Raw genomic sequence first — 21,063 nt, 5'->3', positions numbered from 1 at the left:
GTGCATTCCTCTAAATTAACGATTCAAAACAAGATGATTAAAAAATGTGTATAAGAATGGAGTGAGAAACGTGAATAAACAATTTTATATTTTATATTTTAATATCTTTTTAGTCTTTTTAGGTATCGGTTTGGTTGTACCAGTGTTACCCGTATACTTAAAAGATTTAGGTTTAAAAGGTAGTGACCTAGGAATTCTTGTTGCGGTCTTTGCACTCGCACAAATGATTATTTCACCATTTGGTGGTACGCTTGCAGATAAATTAGGTAAAAAATTAATTATTTGTATTGGGCTTGCACTTTTTGCGATTTCAGAATTTTTATTTGCCGCAAGCCACACGTTTTCTCTACTAATCGTTTCTAGAATATTAGGTGGGTTTAGTGCTGGAATGGTTATGCCTGGTGTTACAGGGATGATTGCTGATATTTCTATCGGAAGAGATAAAGCGAAGAATTTTGGTTATATGTCTGCAATCATTAATTCAGGTTTCATTTTAGGGCCTGGTTTAGGTGGATTACTAGCAGAAGTTTCACATAGATTACCGTTTTATGTGGCTGGTACTAGTGGTGTGATAGCACTTATATTATCTATCACTTTAATTAAAAATCCAAAAAACGAAACGCAAGATGGTTTTACACATTATCAACCTGAATTATTGTCTAAAATAAATTGGAAAGTGTTTCTCACTCCAGTTATTTTAACACTTGTACTCGCATTTGGTTTGTCGGCGTTCGAAACATTATTCCCTTTATATACAGCTGATAAAGCACACTATTCACCTATAGATATCTCCTTTGCAATTACTGGTGGAGGCATTTTTGGTGCGATATTCCAAGTGTTTTTCTTTGATAAGTTTATGAAATACTTTGAAGAACTTACTTTCATTACTTATGCATTACTTTATTCAGCAATTATATTACTTGCGTTGACATTTATGCATAATTACTGGTCAATTATGATTATTAGTTTTATAGTATTTATTGGATTTGATATGATTCGACCAGCAATTACGAATTATTTTTCTAATATTGCTGGAAATCGCCAAGGATTTGCTGGTGGATTAAACTCGACCTTCACAAGCATGGGGAATTTTATAGGACCATTAGTAGCTGGTACATTATACGATATTAACTTTGAATTCCCACTTTATATGGCAATATTAGTAATGTTTATTGGTATGATAGTAATATTTATTGAGAAATCAATTCGAAATCGTCTAAAAAAATCATAAAATTAATAACGCAGACAAGTTACGATGCTTAAAACGAAATGCTATATATGACATGGGAAAATAAGTCACTATTCTATAAAAGATAATTTAGATTTCTCACAAATAAACTAATATTAAAGGAGTAAGATATGAGATTGGAGTTACCAATTTAATTTCATATCTTACTCCTTTTTAATTTGAAAAATAAAGCAATTCAAACTTTAGAAATATGTTGATTTGTTATGTTAATACTCCTAATTGGTTTAAAAGGGGCTGTATTTATTCATTTATAATTTCAAATATGACACGAATATTAAATTAAGTTGCATACGTAATATTCATGTTACAGAAATTACAATTGTTTTAAATTGTAGTCTATATAAGTTTTTTGTTAAATATTTGTGATAATATGTTGTTGTGATTATTAAAGAGAGATGATTAAGGGGATAAAGTTGAAGAATTTACTATTATCAATATTGGCTTTTCTATTAACATGCTGCTTCATATTTTTATTAGTATTAGTTACTAATCAACAAGTGCTAGCCAAAGTACATGAAACGATATCGAGTTATTCCGATACTAATAATACTGTTCAATCCAAAGCAAGCGCGGAAAAAACAGACTTCGAATCAAACGTGCCGAACGATAAAAAGCATGACGCGCAAAAAGAAAAGCCATATAATGCAAAAAACCATGAGCCGATAGCAAAATTAGCAACGCATGATTTGAATGATAAAGAGGCTGGAGAAATCAATTTGCCTCAATTTTCAGAAGCGCTAAATAAAGCGAAAAAAATGGTAGACAATGATAACCATTCTGAAAATGAATATAATGACTATGGTATTGATAGTACATGTGAGGGAACTTATTACTATATTTTTACTTTCGAAAATAAGCAACATCCCAAAACATATTATAGAGTCACTGTAGATCAAAATAATGAGGCAAGAATATTTGATGATGCTTATCAAGTTCAAAAACATCAAGACCAAGACAAACCGAGAATATCGCCTCATGAATCAGAAGTAATTGCTCAAAAATATGCAAAAGATGCACTAGGAAATAATGCTACCTTGAAAAAAGTTCAAGCTTCAAAGCAAGGTATGTCTTATACATTTTATGATGCGGCTGCAAACAAAGAATATAAAGTTATTGTGAATAAATTGGGTGATGTCATACGTCAACCTGCATTAAAATAGGGAAATAAAAACATTCAACTTTTAGATACTATTGAAGTTGAATGTTTTTTAGTATCATAAAAAAGTATAAAGTTAAATGTATCGATGTTATTCTTATATTAAGACTAAACTGATTTATATTTTGATGAATATTAAATTATTAAAAATTGAAAAGGATGAATGTTTTGAAAAAAATAAAAAAAGCAATTATACCTGCAGCAGGATTAGGTACAAGATTTCTTCCGGCAACAAAAGCTATGCCAAAAGAAATGCTACCAATTTTAGATAAACCAACGATTCAATACATTGTTGAGGAAGCGGCTCGTGCTGGTATTGAAGACATTATAATTGTGACTGGTAAACATAAACGAGCAATTGAAGATCATTTTGATAATCAAAAAGAATTAGAAATGATTTTAGAAGAAAAAGGAAAAACTGATTTATTAGAAAAAGTGAATTACTCTACCGAACTTGCTAATATTTTTTATGTAAGACAAAAAGAACAGAAAGGCTTAGGACATGCGATTTATTCAGCGCGTCAATTTATTGGGGATGAACCTTTTGCCGTATTATTAGGTGATGATATTGTTGAATCTACACAGCCAGCCATCAAACAATTGATGAATACATATGAAGAAACTGGTAAATCCGTAATCGGTGTTCAAGAAGTGGATGAAAACGATACGCATCGTTACGGTATTATTGACCCATTAAGTAAAAGCGGACGTCAATATGAAGTGAATCAATTTGTAGAAAAACCAAAACAAGGAACTGCACCTTCAAATCTAGCAATTATGGGGCGTTATGTGTTAACACCTGATATTTTTGAATATTTAGCAAATCAAGGTAAAGGTGCTGGTGGGGAGATTCAACTGACAGACGCTATTGAAAGAATGAATAAGGAAAGCCAAGTCTATGCCTATGATTTTGAAGGTGAGCGTTATGATGTTGGTGAAAAATTAGGTTTCGTTAAAACTACAATCGAATTCGCTTTAAAAGACCAAGAAATGAAAGTGGCGTTAACGCAATTTATTAAGCAACTTAATCTGGATGAATGATTTGTGATCAAGTTATTTTATAGATAGAAAATATTTTGATATACATGAAACATTTTAATCATATGAGGTATCGAAATGAAGCAAAAGAAAACGAATGCTATGCGAATGTTAGATCGTCAAAAGATAAACTATAGTGTCAATATTTATGAAATTTCAGATGAACATATAGATGGTACTGAAGTAGCAAATAAAGTAGGCATAGAGGATAAGTATGTTTATAAAACACTTGTTTTAGAAAATAGTGATCATCATCATTTTGTGTTTATTATTCCGGTAAGTAACACATTAGATATGAAAGCGGCGGCACATGCGGTAAATGAAAAGAAACTGCAATTAATGCCTTTAGATGATCTTAAAAAAGTAACAGGCTATATAAGAGGTGGTTGTTCACCGATTGGCATGAAAAAGCAATTTGAAACCGTTGTTGATGAGCAAGCAACAAGTATAGATTCACTTTATATTAGTGGCGGAGCGCGCGGGATACAGATTGAAATGGCAGTAGATGATTTGGTTGAAGTCACCAATGCAAAAGTGATGCACGTCACTCATCATTAACAACGCAAAAATAAATAAAATCACGAAATAGGCATGATTCCATTTCGTGATTATTTAGCAGGCAATAAGTAATTAAATATTTTTTGTAATTTTATAAAATTGAGTGTATTAATGTAAGTAGTTCAGTTTTGGAGTACAAAAAGTGAAAATGTAAACCTAAATGAGTATCAAATTGCAACTGAATTTGATACTCGTTTTTTATTGTTAAATCAACGTTTGTTGTTAATTTACACCACAAAATGTAAGTTAAAATGTATATAAAAATGCGAACGTGAAATAATTATTGTAGGAATGCAAATTGGTGTGTTAAAATGGTTACAATTTACTAAGCAAAAAGGGGTGCATTTTCCTATGCAATTTCTTGAGCCAAAAAATAAGAACGCTAAGTCTGTGGATTGGGAAATATCAGAGCAAGTAAGGGTGATAGTTAAGCAATACGCTGAATATGCAGAGCGTACTGAAAGCGAAGCAGTGGATGAATTCTTATTGAACATTTTAGACGATAAGAAGTTTATTGAATGGATTGCCAACAAGCGAAGTAATAAGCGGATTGTTGAAAAAATGGGTATCAAAGATAGAGTGGGTTGATAGACAATGACCAAGCTTAAAAGATTAGCCACGAAGGAAGATGAAATTGTAGATGTTAAAATTCCGATTTCAAACGAAGAATTAAAAGATAGGGCTAAACAATATGATTTATTAACTCCAAAACGATTTGCAACAAGGTATAACAAAATGTTGTTCTTGCCAACGTCTTTTAAATGGAACGGTTCTGAATATCCCATTCAATATAATTACTGCATCAATCCGTTTTGTTGTAATTTTGGGAAAGAACAGCACAAATTCAAAGATGTAAAAGGGAAACCAAGTCGATATAAAATGACTGGTAGTTCCAAAGATAAAGGTCATAAAGGTATGTACTGCAATGACAATCCTATTGGCAGAGGTGTATCGCAAAACTGTACAGTAACCCCTTTATCTAATTGGTCTGTTGTTGAAGAAATTAAACGCCTTATAGAAATCAATAGCATCCAAGATGTTGAGCCAGATTATCAATTTCATAAAGAAGGCTGCTCGGAAGAAGAATCAACCCCATTCAATGAGCCGAAGCAATTTTACAAAAGGGGGAAAAGTAGGGGCAAATCTCAACGCTATCAATGTAAGGCGTGTAAGAAGTTCACTAATGTTCTACCAAAAAGAGAAGAAACCACTACTTATCACCAACAAAAGAACACCATTCTTCCAATGTTCGCTAAGATGGTTGTTGGAAGGGTTTCAGTCAGTCGTACTTGTGATATTTTAGGAATTGGAGTTGGAACCTACTATCATAAGCTGGAGTGGCTGTATAGGCGTTGTTTGGAGTTTTTAGAACGATATGAGACACAACCCCTTCAAACAAAGAAATTTAACGAGATGTGGCTTAATACGGACAAGATGCACTACTACCTAAATAACGTCCGTAAGAAAGGACAAGGTTCAAAGAAATATACGGGGTTTGAAGACCTTAATATGCAAACGTATATAGTTGTATCTGCTGAGGTCTTATCAAGATATGTGTTCCGTTCTGATGTTGCCTATGATTGGAATATTTCAATGGATGAATTAAATGAAGATACAAGAAAATTCAAAGAAGACCATCTCAATACTTTTAGTCGTAAAAATGATAGGTTAGATTGGTCTTATTATCCACAAGAACCATCCGCTAACGATAGCGAAAATAGGAATGCTTATCTTCACGAATTAGGGAAAATTACTAATAGGAGTAGATTTGTCGATGGTTTAAATGTTGATGCTCCTTATACTACAACTGCTCACTATTGGTTAATTAAACAAATGGTTAATGCCGACGAATGGCGAATGATTAGTGATGATGACTTCTCTATTAGAAACGCCTTTTATAGAGTATTCACGAAAGAATTAAGGTTGAGCGATGCACATCATTTTATTTGCCAAGTTAACAAGACGAAAAGCAGAAAACAATGCTTAAAAGAATTCGGACAAGCAAAAGCAGAACTGCTCGATTGGGGAGATATCAGAGGATTCAAAACAAAGTTTCTACGGACTTTGGCATCTCATTATCTAACTGAATTACTAACAAGTCATCAATTCCACGAAGAGGCTATTAGTAAAGATGGAGAAAGATATCGCAAATATGCCGATAACCCTATCAAACATCCATTAGCCACTAAGGATAAAGGATTTTATTCAGTTGATTGTAGAACGGATTTATCTGCTCTGGAACCAAACGAAATCGCAAAGATGCTATTAAATGTTAATGACCATTCGACCAATAGCTTTATTCAACAGATAAGACGTTATATATCATCTCTTGAAAGACCATTAACAACAGCTCGTGGTGATAAGAAGAGCTATATTTACGCTAACTTCAATCCGAAGTATGCTCAATTTGCGATTACAATTCTAAGAACTTACTACAACTTTTGTCGCCCTTTTAAATCAGCGGATAAAAAGGTTTTGACACCTGCTCAAAGATTAGGGATTACAGATAAACAATTTGATTGGAAAGATATAATTTATTTCAAATGACAAAAAGAGCTTGGAGTAATCCCAAGCTCTTGTGCTTTATCTTTACTGTTCTTCTTCAATTAACGCACCCGTTAACTCAATAAGTTTTTTCTTTCATATACATGAAAATAGTAGTTATACGGATTTTTATCATTCTTTATCCCTTTTTGGGCAAATACCTCATTCCATTCCTCATAATTCACTTCTGGAAAAAAAGTATCTCCTTCGAATTCATGATGTATTTTTGTGATGTACATTTTCTCAACATAAGGGAAAAACAAATTATAAATCTGTTCTCCTCCGAAAATAAAAATTTCTTCTTCGTTTTTACATAACTCAAAAACATCTTCTATTGAATGAACAATTTCACAACCATTAAAGGTAAACCCCTTATCTCTCGTCAGAATAATATTTCTTCTGTCAGGTAAGGCTCTTCCGATTGATTCAAGGTTCTTCCTACCTAATATTATCGGATGTCCCTTTGTAGTATTTTTAACATATTCCCAGTCCTTGGGAATCCTCCAAGGAATGTCATTCTCTTTGCCAATCACTCTATTCTTATCCATCGCAGCAATCAAAGAAACTTTCATTTATAACACAGCCTTTTTAACTAATTTACCATCTAATTTCTTATTTCTATCAAAAAACCTTTTCTCATTATCCTGCCCGTTAGTTGAATAAGCAATTTTTTCTATAAGTTATATTATCATAATACCACAAAATCACAAATTTTCATTCAATTATCATTTTCAATTGCATTTTATAAATCATTTTGTATGTAATTTGGTATGTAAGTTAAAATGAAAAAAGTAGTCCATTTTGAAGTACATTTTGTCATTTTGTACTCCAAAACTGAACTACTTAGTATTAATGATTTGAATCTTTATTCGAATTTTGCACTCTTTTTTTTATGCGTTTTTTAAATTGACGTTCTACAATCATTAAAAACGTAAGGCTCAATGTAAAAAATGTGAGAGCCATCGTTAGAACAAACATAGATTCTATTGGGAGTAAAAGTAATATAAGTAGTACGATAAAGTTACTAATATATGCATATGTATAGAGTAAAATCATGGTCATTCGTATATATTTGTCGGATGTTTGACTAATAAATTGTAACAGGTTAAACGCCATTTGAAAAAACAACAAAATATATATTATCAAAGTTTGAAAAAACACAAAATCAGTTTTGAATTTTTCACTTATGTATATATTGAGCATCATTAAAATAGCAAAGATAATTGCGGTACTAATTCTGATTCGTCTTTCCCATTTTACAATAGATGATTTTTGCATAACTTCACGGCACTCCTCGTAAGAAATATGTGGAATAAAAAAGATTGTGTTATACATTGTGCATTATAACGTAATGAGATGTATTATCAAGATACTCAAAATGGTTATTAATACATAGTTATGGAGCATAATTATTTATAAAAGGGTCAATCATCAAATTTTATTAGCTTTATATGATTGTTTTTGATTGTTTTTGACAATAAATGATTGAAAAAAGAAAGCGCAACCATTATAATGAAAATGAAATGAGGTGAAGGGATGATTACAGAAAAGCGCCAGGAGCTCATATTGACTGAATTGTCAAAAAAAGATTTTTTAACCTTGCAAGAATTAATAGATCGAACTGGATGTAGTGCTTCTACAATTCGCCGAGATTTATCCAAATTACAAAAAATTGGGAAGTTGAAAAGAGTACACGGTGGGGCAATGCTTAATGAATCATCTATTTTAGAACCTAATTTGGCAGATAAACGCGGTACAAATTTAAAGGAAAAACAAGAAATTGCTCGATTAGCAGCACTAGAAATAGAAGACAATGAATGTATTTTTATAGATGCTGGTTCAACTACACTTGAGATGATTCCTTATATTGATGCACAAAATATCATTGTAGTAACAAGTGGTTTGACGCATGTCGAAGAGTTAATTAAACATGGTATACGTACATTTATTTTAGGTGGAGAAATTAAATCGACAACATATGCGACAGTAGGTGCTAGCGCACTTGAAACGTTGAAAAGCTATCGTTTTGATAAAGTATTCCTTGGTATGAACGGTATTGATTTAAAATATGGTTTAACTACACCAGACGAGCAAGAAGCAATTATTAAAAAACACGCGATATATTTAGGTTCGAAAGCGTATGTTTTAGCTGATCATGATAAATACGACAAGGTGTATTTTGCACATGTGCCTGTCGAAACACAAGTTAGCATTGTTACTTCTAAAAAAGTAAAAGAGAGTGACATATTTAAGCAATATACTGAACATTATACATTTATTGGAGGTACACGATGATTTATACGGTAACTTTTAATCCCTCTATTGATTACATCATGTTTGCTGATGATTTTGAATTAAATGGATTAAACAGAGCGACAGAAACTTTTAAATTTGCTGGAGGTAAGGGTATCAATGTTTCAAGGGTATTGAAAACATTGAATGTCCCTTCAACAGCCTTAGGATTTGCAGGTGGATTTCCAGGTCAATTTATAGATGACACTTTAAAAAAAGCAGGTATTCAAACTGATTTTATAGAGATAGATGAAGATACGCGGATTAATGTAAAACTGAAAACTGGTGATGAAACAGAAATAAATGCACCAGGTCCAAATATTTCTCAAACACAATTTGAAAATCTACTCAGACAACTTAAACAAACTTCAAAAAAAGATATAGTAGTTGTGGCAGGAAGTATACCGAAAAGCGTCCCTAAAGATGCTTATGAACAAATTGCAAAAATCATAAAACAAACAGGTGCTCGATTAGTCGTAGATGCTGAAAAAGATTTAGTGGAATCCGTATTAAAATACAACCCACTATTTATTAAACCGAACAAACATGAATTAGAAGTGATGTTTGATACATCAATCAATTCTGACGAAGACGTTATCTATTACGCACAAGAAATTATGAAACAAGGAGCATCATCTGTGATTGTGTCACTTGGTGGTGAGGGCGCAATTTACGTTGATCATAAACATAGTTTGAAAGCGTCAGTACCTCACGGTCAAGTTGTCAATACAGTTGGTTCCGGTGATAGCACTGTTGCAGGCATGATAGCTGGTCTTGAAACAGGATTGACGATTGAAAACGCGTTTAAACAAGCGGTTTCTGCGGGGACAGCGACTGCTTTTAACGATGATTTAGCCTCATACAAAGCTATTGAAGATATTAAAGAACATGTGACAATTACGACGCTAAAAGGGAGTGAATGAGATGAGAATTACAGAGTTATTAACTCAAGAGACAATAGCTATGGATCTTTCATCAACTGATAAGAATGGTGTCATAGATGAATTAGTGAATCAACTAGATAAAGCAAACAAATTAAACGATGTATCAGTTTTTAAAGAAGCTATTTATAATCGTGAAGCGCAAAGTACCACAGGTATTGGAGAAGGTATTGCGATACCACATGCTAAAGTAGCTGCGGTAGATACGCCTGCTATCGCCTTTGGTAAATCTAAAGCGGGTGTGGATTATCAAAGTTTAGATATGCAACCGGCACATCTGTTCTTTATGATTGCTGCTCCAGAAGGTGGCGCACAAACACATTTAGATGCATTAGCAAAACTATCAGGTATTTTAATGGATGATAAAGTGCGAGAAGATTTACTAAATGCAACGTCTCCACAAGAAGTGTTACAAATCATTGATAAAGCTGATGATGAAGCTACAGAAGAAGTAGAAGAAGAAACCGAAAGTTCTGTCTCTTCAGCTGACACAAATGAACCCTATATATTAGCGGTTACTGCTTGTCCAACGGGCATAGCACATACTTATATGGCTCGCGATGCTTTGAAAAAGCAAGCTGAAAAAATGGGCGTTAAAATAAAAGTAGAAACAAATGGATCTGGCGGTATAAAGAATCATCTCACAAATGAAGATATCGAACGTGCAACTGGCGTTATTGTAGCGGCAGATGTGCATGTTGAAACAGCGCGTTTTAATGGTAAGAATGTTGTTGAAGTACCAGTAGCTGACGGAATTAAACGCCCAGAAGAATTAATAAATATGGCTCAAGATACTTCTCGTAAACCGTTTGTAGCGAGTGCTGATTCAAGTAAGGCACAATCAGAAAGTAATGAAAAGCAAGGTGTCGGTAAGACAATTTATAAACATTTGATGAACGGTGTTTCTAATATGCTACCACTTGTTATAGCTGGTGGTATTTTAATGGCTATTGTGTTCTTGTTTGGTGCAAACTCATTTGATCCAAAAAGTTCAGATTACAATGCGTTCGCAGAACAATTGTGGAATATAGGTAACAAGAGCGCCTTTATGCTAATTATACCTATACTTGCTGGTTATATTGCACGCAGTATTGCAGACAAACCAGGTTTTGCTGCTGGTTTGGTTGGTGGTTTGTTAGCTAGTACAGGTGATTCTGGCTTTATCGGCGGCATTCTTGCAGGTTTCTTAGCAGGTTATTTAACATTAGGCATCAAAAAATTAACAAATGGTATGCCACAATCTCTAGAAGGTTTAAAACCAACTTTAATTTTCCCGGTATTCTCTGTTTCTATAACAGGTTTACTGATGATTTATGTTTTAAATCCTCCAGCATCTTGGTTAAATAATTTATTGCTGAATGGATTACAAAGTTTATCAGGTACTAACATTATGCTATTGGGTCTTGTTATTGGTGCGATGATGGCGATTGATATGGGAGGTCCATTTAATAAAGCAGCTTACGTATTCGCTGTAGCTGCATTGACAGAAGGTAATGCAGCACCAATTACAGCAGCGATGATTGGCGGTATGGTGCCACCGATTGCTATTGCCACAGCAATGTTACTGTTCCGTAAAAAATTCACAAAAGAACAAAAAGGTTCTATTGTTCCAAACTACGTGATGGGGCTATCCTTCATTACTGAAGGCGCAATTCCTTTTGCCGCAGCTGACCCTATTCGTGTAATCCCGTCTATGATGGTGGGTTCAGGTGTAGCAGGTGCAATTGCATTAGGCTTAGGGTCATCCATTCAAGCACCACATGGTGGTATTATTGTTATATTAGGAACAGACTTTAGTCACGTATTACAATCATTGATAGCAATCATTATCGGAGCTATCATAGCAGCAGTTATTTATGGTATGTTAAAACCAAAATTAACTAAAGATGAGATACAAAGTTCAGAAGCGATGAATGATTAAAATTGTAAAGGTTCATAATGAAAACCAGAAGAAACTCATGATTGAGTGAAACTTCTGGTTTTTTTAATTATTTGCTTTTGAATATAATATAAGCGTTGAATTTGGTAAAATAAAATATAAGTGATTTAAGAAAATTTTAACCTAAAATAATTGAAAAGAAGGTAATATAAATGGTTGAATATGTAATTGAAAATGGACGAATATATACTGAAACTGAAACCATTGATTGCGGTTATATCATCATTAAATCTGGTAAAATTGCTGGTTTAGGTGTTGGGAAGTATGAAGGTGATTTACAAACGATCGATGCACAAGGGCATCATATTCTACCTGGTTTTATTGATATTCATATGCATGGTGGCTATGGGGAAGATGCGATGGATGCATCGATGACGGGCTTAAAACATTTATCAGAATCATTGCTATCTGAAGGCACAACGAGTTATTTAGCAACTACAATGACACAATCAGATGAAAATATAACAAAGGCACTTAAAAATATTGCTACATATCAAACACAACAAGATACGAAAAATACAGCTGAAATTGTGGGTATCCATTTAGAAGGTCCGTTTATTTCTGAGCATAAGGTAGGGGCACAAAATCCTGGTTATGTCCAACGACCTTCAGTAGAAAAATTAAAATACTTCCAAAATATAGCGAATAATCACATCAAAGTCGTCACATTTGCACCTGAAGTCGATGGTGCTAAAGAAACGTTGGCAACTTTTAAAGATCAAATTATATTTTCAATTGGACATACTGTTGCGACATTTGATGAGAGCAATGAAGCGGTGGAAAACGGTGCCAAACATGTTACGCATTTATATAATGCAGGTACCCCGTTTGAACATAGAGAACCAGGGCTATTCGGTGCTGCGTGGATTAATGAAAAATTAAACACTGAAGTTATCGTCGATGGGATTCATTCACATCCAGCTGCTGTAAATATTGCATATAAGCAAAAAGGCAATGAACATTTCTATTTAATTACAGATGCTATGAGAGCAAAAGGAATGCCGGATGGAGAATATGATTTAGGAGGTCAAAATGTCATCGTGAGAGGCTCAGAAGCACGTTTAGCTTCAGGAGCATTAGCGGGAAGTATTTTAAAAATGAATACTGGTTTGAATAATCTTATTAAATTTACAGGTGATACACTAGATAATCTATGGCGTGTTACGAGCTTAAATCAGGCCATTGCTTTGAACATTGACGATAAAAAAGGTAGTCTAAAAACAGGTAAAGATGCTGATATTGTCATTGTAAACGATGATATTGAAGTTCAGACAACAATTAAAAATGGTGAAATCCATCATTTTATAAAATAAGCATTATTTTAAAGTATATAAACATTTTCAGAACAAAAGATGTAAAATTTAGAAAGTTGACGTGAAGGTGATTTTGCGTTTAAATGGTACATTAGGTGAATATAAAATTTTAATTTGTATAAATTACTTTCGAAATAAGTATTGTGATAAAATAAAAGAAATGCGTATTTTTAGGGAGGTGTTACAATGGGAAGGATTTAGCATATAAAACAAACTTAAGCAATCAAATCATATTTTATAAGCAGTCACCTATTGTGACACAAAATTTGGAGGTGAATCCCTAGAAATAGGGAACTAATTGGAAACAGTGACCATAATAAATTTAGTAATATTCTTTTTTTTAATAGCATTAACTACAGTCTTCGTAGGCTCAGAATTTGCATTAGTAAAGGTACGTACTACTAGGATTGAACAACTTGCAACAGAAGGCAATGGTAGTGCACGTGTTGTTAAAAAAATGATTAAAAACCTAGACTATTACTTATCAGCATGTCAATTGGGTATTACAGTGACATCTTTAGGATTAGGTTGGTTAGGTGAACCAACATTTAACAAGTTGCTACACCCATTATTTGAATTAATCCATTTACCTGAAGCACTGACGACAACTATTTCATTTATCGTAGCATTTATCATTGTGACATATCTACATGTTGTTTTGGGTGAGTTAGCACCAAAAACACTTGCTATCCAATATACTGAAAAATTAGCATTGGTTTACGCTAGACCGCTATATTATTTCGGATTTGTAATGAAACCATTAATTTGGTTAATGAATGGTTCAGCAAGAATGATTATTCGTATGTTTGGTGTGGATCCTGATGCAAATAATGATGCTATGTCAGAAGAAGAAATAAAAATTATTATAAATAATAGTTATAATGGTGGAGAAATTAATCAAACAGAATTAGCATATATGCAAAATATTTTTTCATTTGATGAAAGACATGCCAAGGATATCATGGTACCGCGTACACAAATGGTTACATTAAATGAACCGTTTAATGTAGATGAACTATTAGAAACGATTAAGGAACATCAATTCACACGTTACCCAATTACAGAAGATGGCGATAAAGACCATGTTAAAGGGTTTATTAATGTAAAAGAATTTTTAACAGAGTATGCTTCTGGTAAACCGATGAAAGCAAGTAACTATATCCATGATTTACCAATGATTTCTGAAACAACTAGGATTAGTGATGCGCTTATTAGAATGCAGCGTGAACATGTTCACATTAGCTTGATTATCGATGAATATGGTGGTACTGCAGGTATTTTAACGATGGAAGATATCTTAGAAGAAATCGTCGGTGAAATTCGTGATGAGTTTGATGATGATGAAGTCAATGATGTTGTAAGACTAAGTGATAATAAATACCAAATTAACGGTAGAGTGTTATTAGATGATTTAAATGATCAATTTGGTATTGAATTTGAAGATTCTGAAGATATAGATACAATTGGTGGCTGGTTACAGGCACATAATACTAATTTACAACCCAATGATTATGTAGATACACAATATGATCGTTGGATTATATCAGAAGTGGATAATCATCAAATTATCAATGTTATCTTAGAATTTGAATATCATGAAACACGTCCAACTCCAGAAGAAGATGAAGACGAAGAAAGCAATGATAATTAAGCTATGAGTATGATGCACTAGCAATGTTGAAATTTTTAGCATAGTAATCATCATTTGCTGACAAGATATCAACATATGTTTTGCACCACTCGCATATTACTTGTATGATAAAATATAAGTAGGTATTGCAAAAACTGGGACATCATTGAATGTTCCAGTTTTTTTTATAATTATCTTTATAGAAAAGCTAAATGCATAACGTGTTTTTATGTAAAATTGAAAATATATTGATATTAAAAATGAGGAGGATAAGTGTATGTTAGAAGATACATATTATTTAAATAATGGTTATCCTATGCCAAAAGTTGGTTTAGGTGTGTATAAAATCACTGATGAGGAAATGGAAAATGCTGTATCTAGCGCTTTAGATATTGGTTACCGTGCTTTTGATACAGCTTACTTTTATAAAAATGAAATTGCATTAGGCAATGCTTTAAAAAAATCTGATGTACCACGTTCTGAATTATTTATTACATCAAAGATATGGAATGATTATCAAGGATATGATAAAACAATTGAATTTTTTACAAAATCTATAGAGAATTTAGGTACTGATTATCTAGATTTATTTTTAATACATTGGCCATGTGAGGAAGATGGACTTTTTATTGAAACGTATAAAGCGATGGAAAAATTATATAGAGATGGTCGAATCCGTGCCATTGGGGTATGTAACTTTAAACAACATCATTTAGAAAAATTGATGGCAGAGACAGAAATTACGCCTGCTGTGAACCAAGTGGAGGTACACCCTTATTTCAATCAGCATGAGCTACAAGATTTTTGTGATAAGCATGATATTGCAGTGACAGCTTGGATGCCACTCATGAGAAACCAAGGTTTACTTGAACATCCTATCCTTGTTGATATTGCCGAACGTTATAGTAAAACACCTGCACAAATCGTGTTGCGTTGGCATTTAGCACATAACCGTTTAATTATACCAAAGTCTAAAACACCTAAACGTATTAAAGAAAATTATGATATTTTTGATTTTAGTTTAGAATTAACGGATATTGCTGAGATTGATAATCTAAATCGAGATGCGCGCCAAGGTAAAGATCCTGATAAAGTGCGTATAGGCGATTTAAAGTAATGATCTAAAATAGCAAAATTTAGCTTTGTTTATAAAAATTTGAAGCGAAAAATAGCTGAAAATGGAGAAGTAGTTGCAAAATCAAGGCTTATTTTTTAGTAGTTTCTTCAAAAAAAGGTGAACGTTAAATATTTTAAATAACGTAGGATAGAGCATAGTGTTCATGACACTTGTTTCTCTATCCTACTTTTTTAATTTTACGAATATATGTTTTATTTCCTTTTCTGACAAATAGTTGATAAACTAAATGGACAATGTTACAACTTTTTATAAAAAAGATATTGAACAATATTTATATGTATATATGCTCTACATTATCATGAAAATATAAAAACTAAATTTTAGTGTTTCTTAATGACACGAATTATCGGTATTATCTATTTCAAAATTTTTTAAAAGAGTGTAAGTTTTATAATTGATTATTAAGGAAATATAAAAATTGTGTAAACCTAAATGAAAAGAATGGCGAAATAACTGTAAATATTGGTAAAGTAAAATTGAAGTAATTGAAATGAAGGTGTTTATTATGCATATAAGAGTTATAGTGCCATGTTATAACGAAGGTGAAGTAATATTAAAAACATATCACAAGTTAACTGAAATATTAGATGAAGATAGTCTTAACCGTCACTATAACTATGATTTGCTATTTGTAGATGATGGTAGTCAAGATAAAACGATTAATTATATTCAAGAAATGGCAGCACAGGATGAACATGTAAAATATATTTCATTTAGTAGGAATTTTGGTAAGGAATCAGCAATGATTGCCGGTTTCCAACACAGTGTGGAATGTGATGCTGCTGTGATGATTGATGCTGATTTACAGCACCCGCCAGAGCTTATACCACAGATGATAGATAGTTATTTGGATGGCTATGATCAAGTCGTCGCAAAACGAGATAGAACAGGTGAAAAACGTTCAAGAAAATTTTTAACGCAATGCTATTACAAAGTGATTAATCATTTTGTCGAGGATATTAAACTAGAAGACGGTGTTGGAGATTTTAGATTGCTTAGTCAACGCGCGTTACACTCATTAACATCGTTAAATGAATATAATCGTTTTTCAAAAGGGTTATATGAATGGATTGGCTATAATACTAAAGTTTTTACTTATGAAAATGTTGAAAGAGAAGAAGGTACATCGAAATGGTCATTTGGTAAATTATTGAACTATGGTATAGATGGCTTGATCTCATTTAATAATAAACCATTACGCGCTATGATTTATTTAGGACTAATTGTATTTTTTGTGAGTCTACTTTATATTATATTTAGTTTTGGAAATATTATGATTAATGGTGTGAAAACACCAGGGTACTTTTCAACAATTGCAGCTATTTTATTACTTGGAGGTATCCAACTGATTTCAATCGGTATTGTAGGCGAATATATCGGTAGGATATATTATGAAGTAAAACAGCGACCAAAATATATTGTTCAAGTATCTAATTTAAAGCCGGTAGACAAAACAAAAGGGTTGGACTCTGAATTAGAAATGTCTGAATATCCAGAAGAAGCGGAAGAACAAAATAAAAACAGTATAAATAGAGAAGAACATTTTTATGTACCCTCTCATAAGGTTAAAACTGAAAAGAATAAAACACTTGTTAAACATAGATAATCACTGCCCTCAGGTTATGCTAAAAGCGTAGTCTGGGGGTTTCGTTTATTAAAAAATTGAGTTTAATTGTGCATAGTTGTCCGAGGAGGTGATTTGAGCCTGTGTCTTTCGGCATATCAATCTAAAGCATTATCACATTACAAAATTGTATAAGAGCCAAATTAGTTAAATACTCTTAAAAGCAAAAATAAAAATGTTATAGTCAAAGAAATTTTGATACAGAAGTAATGTTTAGTTTTATAAAGGTTGTTTTAGATTTTAGGTTATTGTTGAGCCCGTACACACAAAGTTAAAATAACAACTAAAGATGATACGAATGACATTTTAAAAAAGATAGATCATAAACCCTCATGATAATAACACTTTAAAAAACAAAAAACGTCAATTTCTAAAGTAACTCAATAGAAATTGACGCTTATTTTTGGTTGAGATTTTAGTATTCCTGAGTGCTTTCGCTATTTAGTCATCTTCTGACGATATAGAAACTATGACATTAAGTTTCAGGAATTTCTTTTAAAACTAAAAAATTAACAAACCATTTATTTTTTACGTAATTTTCCCAATATAAATGATGCAAGGGCAACAAGAATAATTGTTCCAATTAGTGCAGGGAAGATAGCGATACCGCCTAAATGCCAACCCCAATCACCTAATATCCATGAACCTAGTGCAGAACCTACGATACCAGCAATGATATTTCCTAAAATACCTCCAGGGATATCTTTACCGACGATACCACCAGCAATCCAGCCGATTAAACCGCCGACAATTAACATAATAATAAATCCAAACATAAGTATACCTCCTTTTTAAATATCATAATCAATTATTACATACCACAAAATATAATTTGCTAATCATTTTTTTGAAAAAAATATATTCTGCCATAATAAAAAAAGTAAGAATAATAAATGTACAATTATAAAGGCATACCAATAAGGTGTTAATAAAGGCATGATTGTAAAAGATAATACAATAATAATTTGGCCAATCACTACTGGTTTGCGAATACGATTCAAGATTTTAATTTGTTCTTTTTCATGTGTTTGGAATGTACTATAGAACAATAAAGTTGCACCTATGAGAAAAATAGCTGGAGCTAAATATGGAATGGACATATAGTAAGAATCTTTACTTGTATCGTATGAAAGGATTAAAGATGTACTCATGATAATCGTTAAAATAAAACCAATAAATTTTTGATCAGTTATGACATATGTTTTTGTTTTTTTATTGAGATACAATTGCAACAATGTCCAAATAATTAAATGGGTGCAAGTATAAAATGTTATGTAATCGTATTTACCAACAAGGACTAAATTAATGATACTATTAATGGTTATTGATAAAAGTATAGAGCTAAACTTAAGTTGTTTGAAATTCTGACGATATAAATCAATACCGAGTATGATTGCTACCGTAGCTATATTTATGATTATATTTATTAGCATGTTGCTCTCCTAACCTAGATACTTCACTGCAACATTATATCAATTAAGTTAGATTTAATCATTTAATAACAGTTGATGTTTTAAAAAATTATAAGTCATTATCTGACATATTGTAAAATTGTTATTATTTTAAATAATTATATTTACAGTGACAATCATTGCTATGTTTTATGTACAAAGTAAAAACCGGTTTATTGTATAGACAAAGAGCATTATACAACGAACCGGTTCATTGACTCAATTTAAACACCTTTTTTATTACTCCAAAGTAAAGTATGTAATTGAGGTAATACATATACATTATTCATATCGCTACTATCCATGACACGATTCACAAGGGTTTCATATAATGAAAGTAACTTTTCTGTGTGAGATTCAACATATTCTCCGTCTAGGTATGGATTCCCAACTTGTAAATAAAATGGCACGTTAGGATATCTATGATGAATCATTTTGGCAAATTCAAAGTCCTCATCATTGAAAATAACTACTTTAAGATTGAGTGTTTCTGGCTTACATTTAGCAATAACATCATCTAAAATAGGTAAATTTGGTTTCATCATTGAGCTAGGTGGTTTTGGACTAATTGTTAAATCATCAATTTGTGTCATCCATGGTTGGAATTTACTGCCTTGTGTTTCTAGGGCGCTTTGTATGCCTTTGTCTTCGAATAAATCGACTAATGTTTGAATGCCTTTTATTAAAGCTGGATTGCCTCCTGAAATTGTTACGTGATTAAATGATTCACCTGCAATGTCATATAATTGCGCATAAATTTCTGTAGCATCCATCATGCGTATTTCTTCTTTTGCACTGCCATCCCATGTAAAACTAGAGTCACACCAACTGCAACGGTAATCACATCCGGCTGTACGTACAAACATGGTTTTGCGGCCGATGACACGACCTTCACCTTGTATCGTTGGACCAAAAATTTCAAGCACAGGTATTTTACTCATGGTTAGGCTCCTTTGGTCGATATATGACATAACTTGTTGGTGTTTCTCTGACGTAAACTTGCAAGCATTGTGGTTTGTTTGGCCTTTGGTTTAATGAAGACTGAACCATCTCATATATTGTTTGTGCCACAATTTCAGTTGAAGGACTTTTACCCTCAAATTGAGGTAACTCATTTAATAATTGATGGTCAAATTGACCGTGTACGAGTTGTTTCAATTCACTAAAGTTCACTAAAAACCCATTATGGTCTACGGTATCTCCACCGATTGTTAAGTTGACAAAGTAAGTATGTCCATGCGTACGCATGCATTTTCCAGCGTCTTCACTTGGAATATAATGTGCGGCTGAAAAATTAAAATCCTTATTAAGTTCAAATTGGTAATTGTGGTTAACACTAGGGTAATTTTGTTGGAACATATTAATTCGCTCCTTTTTCTTCTAGATAAGCATTAAGACCGCGTGCGCGTAGTTTACAGGCAGGACATTCGCCACATCCTTCGCCAATAATCCCGTTATAACAAGTTAACGTTCGCTTTCGAACGTATTCTAATACACCGAGTTCATCGCTTAAAGCCCACGTTTGTTTTTTATCCAGCCACATTAACGGCGTGTGAATAACGAAATCTTTATCCATAGAGAGGGAAAGTGTAACGTTCATTGACTTAATAAAGCTATCTCGACAATCAGGGTAGCCAGAAAAGTCTGTTTCACATACACCCGTGATAATATGTTTAGTATTTGTCTGATATGCTAGGGCGCCAGCAAAAGATAAGAACAGCAAGTTACGTGCAGGCACAAACGTGTTTGGCATACCACTATCTCCTTCGTTTATATCCATATCATGTTGTGTCAATGCGTTAGGAGTGAGTTGAGATAATAGGGACATGTCAAGTATATGGTGCTCGACTGCTTGTTCTTGAGCGATTTGTTTTGCAACCTGAATTTCTGTATCGTGCCTTTGTCCATATTCAAAAGTTACTAAGACAACTTCATCAAAATGTTTTTTTGCCCAAAATAAACAGGTTGTACTATCTTGGCCACCGCTAAATACTACGATGGCTTTATTATTGTTTAATGGCTGTTGTGTCATTATAGTTTACACTCCTTAAAATATCGTGCTAGCTTTGCCATATAAAACTGATGACGCCATAAAAAAACGCCTATCTCTATAAAAAGATAGACGTCGTTCAAGTGTCTAGTTTTTTATAGAGGGTGTCAGCTAGAAACCTCTGTTACATTTATACCGTG

Annotated in this window: 19 protein-coding genes; 13 read left to right on the top strand and 6 right to left on the bottom strand. The window is 32.8% G+C overall.

The features are described from left to right. Positions 1 to 70: 70 nt before the first annotated feature. The 6 genes from norA to JG554_RS10680 all read left to right on the top strand — a co-directional run bounded on the left by norA (position 71) and on the right by JG554_RS10680 (position 6,548). Positions 71 to 1,231 carry a multidrug efflux MFS transporter NorA gene (norA, locus tag JG554_RS10705; protein ID WP_046207372.1) on the top strand — a complete coding sequence of 387 codons (1,161 nt, stop codon included), beginning with the start codon at positions 71 to 73 and terminating at the stop codon, positions 1,229 to 1,231. Positions 1,232 to 1,746: 515 nt separating this feature from the next. Then, entirely contained in the window at positions 1,747 to 2,409 is a 663-nt protein-coding gene (locus tag JG554_RS10700; RefSeq protein WP_238394764.1) for a hypothetical protein, read from the top strand. A 164-nt stretch (positions 2,410 to 2,573) separates the two neighbouring features. After that, positions 2,574 to 3,446, top strand: coding sequence for a UTP--glucose-1-phosphate uridylyltransferase GalU (galU, locus tag JG554_RS10695; RefSeq protein ID WP_064209537.1), 873 nt, complete (start codon positions 2,574 to 2,576; stop codon positions 3,444 to 3,446). 75 nt (positions 3,447 to 3,521) lie between these two features. Then, a complete protein-coding gene (gene ybaK, locus JG554_RS10690; RefSeq protein ID WP_107360216.1) occupies positions 3,522 to 4,001 on the top strand; it encodes a Cys-tRNA(Pro) deacylase in 480 nt (159 codons plus the stop codon). A 351-nt stretch (positions 4,002 to 4,352) separates the two neighbouring features. Then, complete coding sequence (locus JG554_RS10685; protein WP_001159903.1) at positions 4,353 to 4,589, top strand: hypothetical protein; 237 nt, start codon at positions 4,353 to 4,355, stop codon at positions 4,587 to 4,589. A 6-nt stretch (positions 4,590 to 4,595) separates the two neighbouring features. After that, the gene (locus JG554_RS10680; protein WP_000163792.1) at positions 4,596 to 6,548 is read left to right on the top strand and encodes a hypothetical protein; all 1,953 of its coding nucleotides are present in this window, start codon (positions 4,596 to 4,598) and stop codon (positions 6,546 to 6,548) included. Positions 6,549 to 6,619: 71 nt separating this feature from the next. Here JG554_RS10680 and dfrG read toward each other — a convergent pair whose 3' ends face one another. Then, the gene (gene dfrG, locus JG554_RS10675; RefSeq protein WP_000868795.1) at positions 6,620 to 7,117 is read right to left on the bottom strand and encodes a trimethoprim-resistant dihydrofolate reductase DfrG; all 498 of its coding nucleotides are present in this window, start codon (positions 7,115 to 7,117) and stop codon (positions 6,620 to 6,622) included. Between the two features lie 964 nt (positions 7,118 to 8,081). Between dfrG and JG554_RS10670 the strand changes: the two genes are divergently transcribed. The 7 genes from JG554_RS10670 to JG554_RS10640 all read left to right on the top strand — a co-directional run bounded on the left by JG554_RS10670 (position 8,082) and on the right by JG554_RS10640 (position 17,404). After that, positions 8,082 to 8,840: a DeoR/GlpR family DNA-binding transcription regulator gene (locus JG554_RS10670; RefSeq protein ID WP_046207377.1), complete on the top strand. Its 759-nt coding sequence runs from the start codon at positions 8,082 to 8,084 to the stop codon at positions 8,838 to 8,840. Continuing rightward, positions 8,837 to 9,760, top strand: a complete 924-nt coding sequence (gene pfkB / locus JG554_RS10665) for a 1-phosphofructokinase (RefSeq protein ID WP_046207378.1) — start codon at positions 8,837 to 8,839, stop codon at positions 9,758 to 9,760. The genes JG554_RS10670 and pfkB overlap by 4 nt, the downstream gene beginning before the upstream one ends. 1 nt (position 9,761) lies before the next feature. Next, positions 9,762 to 11,699, top strand: a complete 1,938-nt coding sequence (locus JG554_RS10660; RefSeq protein ID WP_073343251.1) for a PTS fructose transporter subunit IIABC — start codon at positions 9,762 to 9,764, stop codon at positions 11,697 to 11,699. A 170-nt stretch (positions 11,700 to 11,869) separates the two neighbouring features. After that, on the top strand, positions 11,870 to 13,030 hold the full coding sequence (nagA, locus tag JG554_RS10655) for an N-acetylglucosamine-6-phosphate deacetylase (protein ID WP_070657636.1): 1,161 nt from the start codon (positions 11,870 to 11,872) through the stop codon (positions 13,028 to 13,030). A gap of 298 nt (positions 13,031 to 13,328) precedes the next feature. Next, a complete protein-coding gene (locus tag JG554_RS10650; RefSeq protein WP_046207381.1) occupies positions 13,329 to 14,681 on the top strand; it encodes a hemolysin family protein in 1,353 nt (450 codons plus the stop codon). A gap of 256 nt (positions 14,682 to 14,937) precedes the next feature. After that, entirely contained in the window at positions 14,938 to 15,777 is an 840-nt protein-coding gene (locus JG554_RS10645; RefSeq protein WP_064209531.1) for an aldo/keto reductase, read from the top strand. 526 nt (positions 15,778 to 16,303) lie between these two features. Continuing rightward, positions 16,304 to 17,404: a glycosyltransferase family 2 protein gene (locus JG554_RS10640; protein WP_107360215.1), complete on the top strand. Its 1,101-nt coding sequence runs from the start codon at positions 16,304 to 16,306 to the stop codon at positions 17,402 to 17,404. 539 nt (positions 17,405 to 17,943) lie between these two features. Here the strand turns inward: JG554_RS10640 and JG554_RS10635 are convergent. From JG554_RS10635 to queC, 5 genes are all read right to left on the bottom strand, one after another. Continuing rightward, positions 17,944 to 18,198 carry a GlsB/YeaQ/YmgE family stress response membrane protein gene (locus tag JG554_RS10635; RefSeq protein ID WP_046207384.1) on the bottom strand — a complete coding sequence of 85 codons (255 nt, stop codon included), beginning with the start codon at positions 18,196 to 18,198 and terminating at the stop codon, positions 17,944 to 17,946. A 63-nt stretch (positions 18,199 to 18,261) separates the two neighbouring features. Next, the gene (locus JG554_RS10630; protein ID WP_070039048.1) at positions 18,262 to 18,855 is read right to left on the bottom strand and encodes a hypothetical protein; all 594 of its coding nucleotides are present in this window, start codon (positions 18,853 to 18,855) and stop codon (positions 18,262 to 18,264) included. A 242-nt stretch (positions 18,856 to 19,097) separates the two neighbouring features. Further along, complete coding sequence (gene queE / locus JG554_RS10625; protein WP_046207386.1) at positions 19,098 to 19,814, bottom strand: 7-carboxy-7-deazaguanine synthase QueE; 717 nt, start codon at positions 19,812 to 19,814, stop codon at positions 19,098 to 19,100. Beyond that, a complete protein-coding gene (queD, locus tag JG554_RS10620) occupies positions 19,807 to 20,232 on the bottom strand; it encodes a 6-carboxytetrahydropterin synthase QueD (RefSeq protein ID WP_046207387.1) in 426 nt (141 codons plus the stop codon). Before queD ends, queE begins: the two co-directional genes overlap by 8 nt. 1 nt (position 20,233) lies before the next feature. Continuing rightward, entirely contained in the window at positions 20,234 to 20,905 is a 672-nt protein-coding gene (queC, locus tag JG554_RS10615) for a 7-cyano-7-deazaguanine synthase QueC (protein WP_046207388.1), read from the bottom strand. Positions 20,906 to 21,063 lie beyond the last annotated feature (158 nt).

The sequence above is a fragment of the Staphylococcus sp. 11-B-312 genome (assembly GCF_016743055.1).
Taxonomy (GTDB): domain Bacteria; phylum Bacillota; class Bacilli; order Staphylococcales; family Staphylococcaceae; genus Staphylococcus; species Staphylococcus ureilyticus.
The sequence above is the reverse complement of the archived record's forward strand: the minus strand, read 5'-3'. Positions and strand labels throughout refer to the sequence as shown.